We start from the raw sequence: 8,271 nt of genomic DNA on the forward strand, positions 1-8,271 counted from the left end.
ACAACCGATGAATGCCCGCCTTCATCGACGGTGTGGGCCCGCTTCGACATAGGGTGTTCCCGCTGCCGCAGCTGCGGCGGCCAGGAAACCTCGATCGATGAGAGGTAGAAACACTCGACCGGCGGCCGCGGCGTCGCCGCCCGTGTCAGCCACGTTATATCCTTCGAAGAATGCCACGCTCCACGTAGCTACGAGCAAGCCCGCCAACAGATGCGCAACGGGATCGTCCGCCGGTCGATCGACCGACCTTGCCAGCATCGCTGCCAGAACGTTCGTGAACTCGCTGGACATCTGACGGGCGCGCGCCTTCAGCGCTTCGCTCGCTAGCGCCGTCGCCACGAACCTCAGCGGCGCACCAAAAAGCGGAAGGAGCGGGTTCCGATCCTCGATACAGCGGTGAGCGAGCAAGCGCAGCGCCGTGACGGGGCTCGCTCCCTCGTCCCGCCCGTGGATGGCCGCGGACACCATTTCACGAACCTCGTCCTCGCGGTCGAAGAACATGTCCTCCTTATGGGGAAAATGATTGAACACGGTCATGCGGCCGACATCGGCGGCCTCCGCGATCTCGTCGACCGTCACCTGATCGAAGCCGTGCTCCATGAACAGGCGCGTGGCCGCATCGGAGATGGCTTGGCGCGTCGCCAGCCGCTTCCGTGTGCGCCTATCCAGCGGGGGGCTTGCCTGTTCCTGCACGAAAAAATATACTCGGTATAGTTTTGTATCGAGATTATTTTGAGGTGACGGCATGCCTACGTCAACCGTGATGTCCCGTGCCTCCTGCACCGGGTCGCGATCCGTACTCGTCAGCGGCGCAGGTTTCGCCGGCTTGGCGACAGCATTCTGGCTGAACCGGCTTGGATACTGCGTCACAGTGGTGGAGGTCGCACCGGGCCTGCGGCGCGGCGGGACGCCCGTCGACATCGAGGGCGAGACAATCGCCATTCTGACTCGCATGAGGCTGATGGACGCTGTTCGGGCCAGAGCGCTTCCGCCTCGACGCTTCGCCTTTAAGGATGCGAAAAATGCATCGCTGGGCGAAATGGCCCACCACCCCGACGATGAGGCGGGGCCGCGCTACGAGATCCACCGGGACGATCTGTTGGATGTACTGTCGGACGCGATCGAGGACGATGTGGAACTGCGGTTCAACCGCTCGATCGTGGCAATCGAGGAGCGTCCGGAGGCGGTGTCGGTGACGTTCAGCGACGGCAGCCAGCAGGAATTCGCACTGATATGTGGTTGCGATGGAAACCGATCCAATACGCGCAAGCTCGTGTTCGGCGATGGTGAGCAGTTCACTCATTTCATGGGCGGGTATTTTTACCTCAAAGTGGTACCAGACACCGGACTGCTCAAACCGAACAGCTCGGAGGTCTTTGCCGTTCCTGGGCGGATGGCGATGCTGAACGGCTATGACGATCGCACGGATATCGGCTTTGGGTTCCGCACGGCCGGCGAGATCGAGTACGATTACCGCAACAAGGATCAGCAACGTCGCATGATCAGGGAACATTTTTCCGGTCTGGAGTGGAAGGTGCCGGACATGCTCGCCCGTATGGGCGAGGACAACGACTTCTATTTTGACCGGATCAGCCAGATCAAGATGCCGACTTGGACGCACGGGCGCATCACTCTCGTCGGTGACGCCGGCTACTGCGTGTCCCCGTTCGCAGGCCTCGGTGGTTCGATGGCTATCATCGGCGCGGGAAGGCTGGCCGACGCCCTGGCGCGGCATCCGGACAACCATGCCGCCGCATTTTACGCTTATGAGGAAGGGCTACGGCCGTTCGTTGAGCAAGTTCAAGAACGGGCCGCTACCGACAGCGTACAGATGCTGTTTCCCGGCGACGAGGCCGAAATGGCGGAGCGAGATCGCAAACTGGCCATCGGTGACATCGGCATCTAACGGCCGCTTTGGAGAAGCTCCGACGACGGTCCGTTTGGCTGGGTTGGGTGGTTTCCAGTCCGTCCGCTTCCGGCAGCCAGATGCTTATGAGCGGACATGGCTGTCGGGACCGCTTACGCCCTCTTGCGGCCCCTTGGAACGTCTGCTTTTTGACTATCCAACCGGTATGAGCAGCCGCAATGCGGTGGTGACAGCTTGCCGGCGCTGAACTGGCTTGCTTTGCTAGTCGACACCGTTGAACATCACCGGGATCACCCACCGCTGTAGCCGATGACGAACATTTACAAAATGTCGACGCTTTCACAGTGCGCCGCCATATGAGATCGCGTTGCGAAGAATATAAATGGCTAAGACAAGCGACGATCCCATCGAATTGCAAATTGCGCCGGTTTGTTGTTCCGCTAACCAACTAAATAGTACATCGGCTTTCTGTCAGGCTGCTACCTGCTCGTGTCGAGCGTCGGCGAATGCGCGTGCCTCGGGAACAGACAGCGGCTCGCTGAACAGATAGCCCTGCATCTCCATGCACCCCTCTCGGCGTACAAGCTCAAGCTGCTCGACGGTCTCGACGCCCTCGGCGACGATACCCATGCCAAGCCGCTCACCGATACCCACCACCGCCCGCACGATTGCCGCCGCGTCCGGGTCGGCGATGTCGCGGATGAAAGATCTGTCGATCTTGATCTTGTCGAAGGGAAAGCGGCGCAGATAGCTTAAACTGGAGTACCCTGTCCCGAAGTCGTCGAGGGCTATGCGGACTCCGAGCGCGCGTAGGCGATGAAGAACCGCCACCGCCTGCTCCGGGTCCTGTGCCAGCAGGCTCTCGGTCACCTCCAGCTTCAATCGCCCTGGGGCCAGCCCGCTACCGGCCAGCGCAGCGATGACCGTCTCCTCCAAGCCGTGGCGGAACTGCAATGTCGAGATGTTGACGCTCACGCGCACGGATGCAGGCCAGTTCAGCGCCTCGCGGCAGGCCTCGTTCAGCGCCCAGGCCCCGAGCGGCACGATAAGGCCGGTCTCCTCGGCGATCGAGATAAAATCGCCGGGCGAGATGAGCCCGTACTCGGGATGCTGCCATCGTATCAGCGCCTCGAAGCTCGCCACCGCCTCGACGGTCACATCGATAATCGGCTGGTAGACGAGAAAGAAATCACCCCGGCGGATCGCCTCCTTCATGTCGAGGGCGAGCGAGCTTCGTGTGGCAGCGCGTGCGTGCGCCTCAGCCTCGAACATCCGGTAGGTGTTGCGGCCTGCGGCCTTGGCTTCGAATAGCGCCATGTCGGCGCGCTTGAATACCTCTTCGGCTGTCGCTCGATCGCCCGACAAAAGGGCGAAGCCGATACTGATGCCGATCACCCTGCTGTCGAGAAGGAACGGCTCACCCACGGCTACGATGATGCGCGCGCAGATCTGTGCTGTCGCCTCCCCGCCGTCGATATTGGATAGGATCACCGCAAACTCGTCGCCGCCGAACCGTGCCACGGTGTCCGACTCGCGCACGATCGCATGAAGGCGCTCGGCCACAAGGCTCAGGATACGGTCCCCAGTCATGTGGCCGTAGGTGTCGTTGACAGCCTTGAACCTGTCCAGGTCGAGCGCGAGCACGGCACATCGGTTGGGCGCGCGGGCTGCTTGGTGCAGAGCGTCGTCAAGACGCTTACGGAATAGGTTGCGGTTCGGCAGGCCGGTCAGCGCGTCGTGCAGCGCCATGTGCTCGATGCGCGCCTCGGCCTCCTTGCGCTGCGAGATATCGATCAGCGTGCCGACCAGCCGCGCAGCTTGCCCGTCCAGCGTGCGGCTGGCCACGCGGGCGCGAGCCAGTACCCAGAAGATGAATCCGTCGGCGCGGCGCACGCGGTATTCGCATTCGAGCGAGGGGGTCAGACTTTTGAGGTGCGCGCGCGTGACGTCAGCGACTTGTTCACGGTCCTCGGGGTGGATCGCGGCGATCCAGGCCGATAGGGTGGGCTGAGCCAGTTCGCCGACAAGTCCGAGCTTGTGCCGCCACCGTTCCGTTACCCATAGGCTGCCTTTCGCGAGATCCCAGTCGAACAGGCAATCTTCACCGCTGTCGAGGGCAAGCGCGAGACGTTCCTGGCTGACACGAAGGTGAGCCTCGCTCTCGCGCAGCGCCCTCTCTGCGCTGCGCCGAGTGGTCACGTCGGTGAAGGTGCGCACCAGCCCCCCCGTCGACACCGGCAGCGTGCGCACTTCAAGCACGGTGCCGTTCGGACGCTGGCGTTCGTAGTCGTTGACGCGCATCTCCGCTTGGCCGAACTCAAGCCATCGCTTGAGGCGATCCGGCAGGCCGACGAATTCGCCGTGCTCGATCTGATAACTCCGCACGGCCTGGAAAAGCGCACCGTCGTAGAGCAGGCTCTCGGGCACGCCCATCATCGCGGCGACGCGGCCATTGTGCACGCGGACGCGATCGTCGGCGTCAGTCATCAGGAGGCCCTGGTCCATCGCCTCCAAGGTCGCGCGCAGCAACGCCCCCGTGTCGCGAAGCTCCCGTTCTGAGCGGGTCAGATCGGTCACATCGAGGCACACGCCATGCAACGAAACGACCTGACCCGCCTCGTCCCGCTCAGCGACGCCACACACGGATACGTACCGCACCTCGCCATCCGGTCTCAGTACGCGCGAACGGTGTTCGTAGCCGCCGCGCGGCAGGTCGCTCGTGTCTGCCATCGCCGCCTCAATGCGCGTGCGCACCGCCGCGCGATCGTCGGAATGGTAGAAGCCGAGATGCTCTTCGAGAGCGAGCACGGCGAGACCCACATTGCGACCGAAGATGCCCGCGATGCCCGCTGACCAGGCGATCGTCCGCCCGGCCACGTCGATGCGCCAATGGCCGAGGCGAGCTGTCTCTTCGGCGATGGCCTGAAACTCAGCCGCGGCCCGCAGCCGCCGCTCGACGCACATGCGCTCGGCGATCTCAGCCTCGTGGCCCCGTTGCGTCTCATGCAAGCGAAGGTGTGCGACGACGATTTCGGCCAGATCGCGAAGCTGACGGATCTGCTCAGGCAAGAAGGTGCGCGCCACCGTGTCCTTGATACAGAGCGCTCCGACATGGATGCCCGGCCGAAGTATCAACGGTGCCCCGGCGCAGAACCGTATGGCTTGCTCGCCCTGCACCATCGGGTTCCCGGCGAAGCGTGGGTCGCGCGGCACATCCTCGACGATGAGCACGTCGTCGGAGAGGATGGTGTAGTTGCAGAAAGCGATACTTCGCTTCGTACCGTCGAGGTCGGTACCGCATTTGGCCTTAAACCATTGCCGGTCTTCCTCGACCAGCGAGATGAGGGCGATCGGAACCGCGAACAGATCGCGCGCCAGACGGCAGACGGCGTCGAAGTGCGCCTCGTTCGGCGTGTCCATAATCGCGAGATGGCGCAGGGCAGTCAGCCGGTCTGCTTCGTTGGCTAGGATCACGACCACCTACTCACTCGCCTGTTCGACTGGGAAGCGCGGCCGAACCAATCGATACACCCTTGGGTTGTATCAACGGAGTCCTAATGAACCCTTCCTGCAAGCCGTGGTCATTGGTGCTCATAAGGTTGATCGACTGGAATCTTATGGCGTTAAGCAGATTGATGCAGGTCTGCGCACGGGCGTTAAGCGGCCTTCCGGTGAGTGCTAAAGTCGAGGTTTTCGGAGGTCTGACAAACGTCCGCTTTCAGATTATGCCAAATGTCGTCTGAACGGCTGCCATGGGTCGTTTGCGGATCGGCCGCTTGGGGTGGAAGTCAGTCTGACCCGTTCCGGGTAGCACCAAGAGGAAGCTGACATCAGCCAGTAGTGGCGGAACTCAAAGCAGCAGCGTAGGGGCTTGAGGCGAGGTTGGAGCCTCGCCCGCGCTAAGCATTGCCGCAAGGGAGACAACTGCCCTGGCAGTCGCTGTTACCTAGCCAACCAGCGCGGCGGCGAAGTCACGGTAGGTGTGCAGCGGGCGGCCGAGGATGCCGGTCAGCCGCTCGCGGTCGCCCGCCTCCGGGATCATGCCGTCGCTGACATAGCGCTCGGCCATCAGGCGCATCTCGTAGGCCATCCACTTCGGCATGAACGTCGCCATGTTCGCCTCGAACCCACTCGGATCGTCGCCGCCATAAGCCACCGGGCGGCCCAGGACCTCGGTCCAGATCGCCGCCGCGTCCGCGCCGGTCAGCGTGTCAGGACCCACGAGGTTGATGGTCTCGATCGGTAGCTTGCCCGGTGCTTGGTCGCGGCGGATCAGTTCGATCGCAGCGACCTCGGCGATATCGCGTGCATCGACCATGGCGACGCCCTTCGATCCAATCGGCATGGGGTAGACGTTGTAGTTCATGATCACGTCCTTGATCATGACCTCGTTGTCGATGAAGTAGCTCGGGCGCAAGATCGTAGCGCTGAAGCCCATCGCCTCCAGCATGCGCTCGGCCCCGAACTTCACCGCGAAGTGCGGGACGTTGACGGCGCGGTCGGCGTCGAACACCGACAGGTAGACAACCCGTTCGATTCCTGCGGCGCGAGCGGCGTTCAGGGCGATGATCGCCTGGGTGAACTCGTCACCCGTCACTGCATTCAGCAGAAATAGCGTGCGGACCCCGTTGAAGGCGTTCCGCAGGGCGTCGAAGTCGAGAAGGTCGCCTTTCGCCACCTCCACATCGCCGTTGAAAATGGTCTTTGCCGGATCGCGGGTGAGGACGCGCACGCTCGCGCCGCGCTTGGTGAGCTGCTCGACAACATTGCGGCCGACGCGGCCGGTGGCACCGGTAACGAGGATGGTCATTGGTCTGCTCCTTTGGCTGAGCCGTTTGGCTGAGACCCAAATGGGCGATCCATAATGATGCTGATAGGCGTTATATCTGAACGATCTGTCTCGTGAGTGGAACGCATGGACCTTCTTGCCCTCGCTGACTTCACCCTGGTCGCGAAGCATGGCGGCTTCGGCAAAGCCTCGCGCGCCGCCGGACGTCCTAAGGCCACGCTGTCGCGCCGTGTCACGGAATTGGAGGAAGCCCTAAGCCTGCGTCTGTTCGAGCGGGGCGGGCGCACAATCAAGCTGACCGAGGAAGGCCGGGCGCTGTTCGAGCGAACCTATGCCTTGCTCAGTGAACTCGACGATACGGCGGCCGTGATCGCCTTGGGCGGTGGAACGCCCCGCGGTCGCCTGCGCATCAGCGCACCGTTGCTCTTCTCGCAGATAGCGATGGGTCGGATCGCGGCCGAGTTCGCCCTGCGCTACCCGGAAGTCCAATTGGAGGTCACGACCGACGATCGGGAAGTGGATATGATCGAGGAAGGGTATGACCTCGTGATCCGGGTCAATCCGAAAACCAACGAGGGCCTGGTCGGGCGGGCTTTCCTGCGCGACCGGCTTGTGGTTGCAGCAAGCCCTCGCCTCGTCCGCCCGAACGACGGCGAGACCGTGCGGGCGGTGATGCGTGGCGCAGGCGGCGGCAATGGGTGGACCGTGATAAAGGATGGCGGGCGGTCGCATATCGCCTTCGAGCCGATCCTTCGGCTATCCTCGCCCATCATGGTCCGGGATGCGGTGCGAGCTGGCGTTGGCGCTGCAGCGCTTCCCTACTCACTGATCAGCCAAGATATAGCAGCGGGCAACCTCACCCATTGGGGCGACGTCGATCTGCCCCCCACGGCGCTATGGACGCTCTACCCGACACGTCGCCTTCTCAGCGCCCGCGTATCCGCCTTTCTGGACCATCTGCGGCAGACGTTTCCCCAAGGCACGTCGGAGGAGCTTGCGGCCTTCATGACCGCCTGACCGCGGTTCCCAGGGTCGGCGATCGACGTGAGTAGCCGAGCCTGCCCGCCCGAGCATGTCCGCTACCAAAAACCCTTGTGTCGTTGGAGGCGTTCGAGTTGGGTCAGATGTGGAACGTCCTCTTCGTCACAACGGAGCACGGCTCGCTCTCCGCCTAAGCAGAACTTGCTGGGTCTCCAGTGATCACGCCGGCCTAGCACCCAACTGTGATTTCTTCGCAATTACGCCGGCCAAACAGCGCCCACTCGGGATCGCCCTCGACGATCGAGAACGACGCGACGTGACGGCCATCCGAGAGCGAGATCAGAATCTCGGGCAATCGCCCGAACATCGCTACGTCTACGACGTGTTGGCCGACGAGGCGGCCGAACGTGGCCTCCCAAAGCCCCTTGTCGCTGCCGCTGCCGCACACGATGGTGTTTGCGTCTTCGATGCGCCAATCGGTCCCGCTCATCAGGCTGGCCTGCCCCCTGAAAAGTGGTCCTCCCTGAGGTATGGCTTTGAGCCATGTGGAGGATGTCGTCATGGGACGGAAGAAGCATACGGCTGAAGAGATCGTTGCTAAGCTGCGGCAGGTCGATGTCTTGATCTCGCAGGG

Annotated in this window: 6 protein-coding genes; 2 read left to right on the forward strand and 4 right to left on the reverse strand. The window is 62.7% G+C overall.

Features of this window, described 5'->3' with window-relative positions:
* Window positions 1-21 precede the first annotated feature (21 nt).
* Entirely contained in the window at window positions 22-783 is a 762-nt protein-coding gene (locus tag MKK88_RS04950; protein WP_243997487.1) for a TetR/AcrR family transcriptional regulator, read from the reverse strand.
* Between MKK88_RS04950 and MKK88_RS04955 the strand changes: the two genes are divergently transcribed.
* The gene (locus tag MKK88_RS04955; protein ID WP_279602078.1) at window positions 764-1,906 is read left to right on the forward strand and encodes an FAD-dependent monooxygenase; all 1,143 of its coding nucleotides are present in this window, start codon (window positions 764-766) and stop codon (window positions 1,904-1,906) included. The genes MKK88_RS04950 and MKK88_RS04955 overlap by 20 nt on opposite strands.
* Window positions 1,907-2,338: 432 nt before the next feature.
* Here the strand turns inward: MKK88_RS04955 and MKK88_RS04960 are convergent, their stop codons facing one another.
* Both MKK88_RS04960 and MKK88_RS04965 read right to left on the reverse strand, forming a co-directional pair.
* Window positions 2,339-5,347: an EAL domain-containing protein gene (locus MKK88_RS04960; RefSeq protein ID WP_243997489.1), complete on the reverse strand. Its 3,009-nt coding sequence runs from the start codon at window positions 5,345-5,347 to the stop codon at window positions 2,339-2,341.
* Between the two features lie 466 nt (window positions 5,348-5,813).
* Window positions 5,814-6,677, reverse strand: a complete 864-nt coding sequence (locus tag MKK88_RS04965) for an SDR family oxidoreductase (protein ID WP_243997494.1) — start codon at window positions 6,675-6,677, stop codon at window positions 5,814-5,816.
* Between the two features lie 105 nt (window positions 6,678-6,782).
* Here MKK88_RS04965 and MKK88_RS04970 point away from each other — a divergent pair, with 105 nt between their 5' ends.
* Window positions 6,783-7,673: a LysR family transcriptional regulator gene (locus tag MKK88_RS04970; RefSeq protein WP_243997490.1), complete on the forward strand. Its 891-nt coding sequence runs from the start codon at window positions 6,783-6,785 to the stop codon at window positions 7,671-7,673.
* Between the two features lie 193 nt (window positions 7,674-7,866).
* Here the strand turns inward: MKK88_RS04970 and MKK88_RS04975 are convergent.
* A partial coding sequence (locus tag MKK88_RS04975; protein WP_243997495.1) for a hypothetical protein occupies window positions 7,867-8,271 on the reverse strand: 405 nt, incomplete at its 5' end.

The organism is Methylobacterium sp. E-005 (assembly GCF_022829725.1).
In the GTDB taxonomy this organism is placed as follows: domain Bacteria; phylum Pseudomonadota; class Alphaproteobacteria; order Rhizobiales; family Beijerinckiaceae; genus Methylobacterium.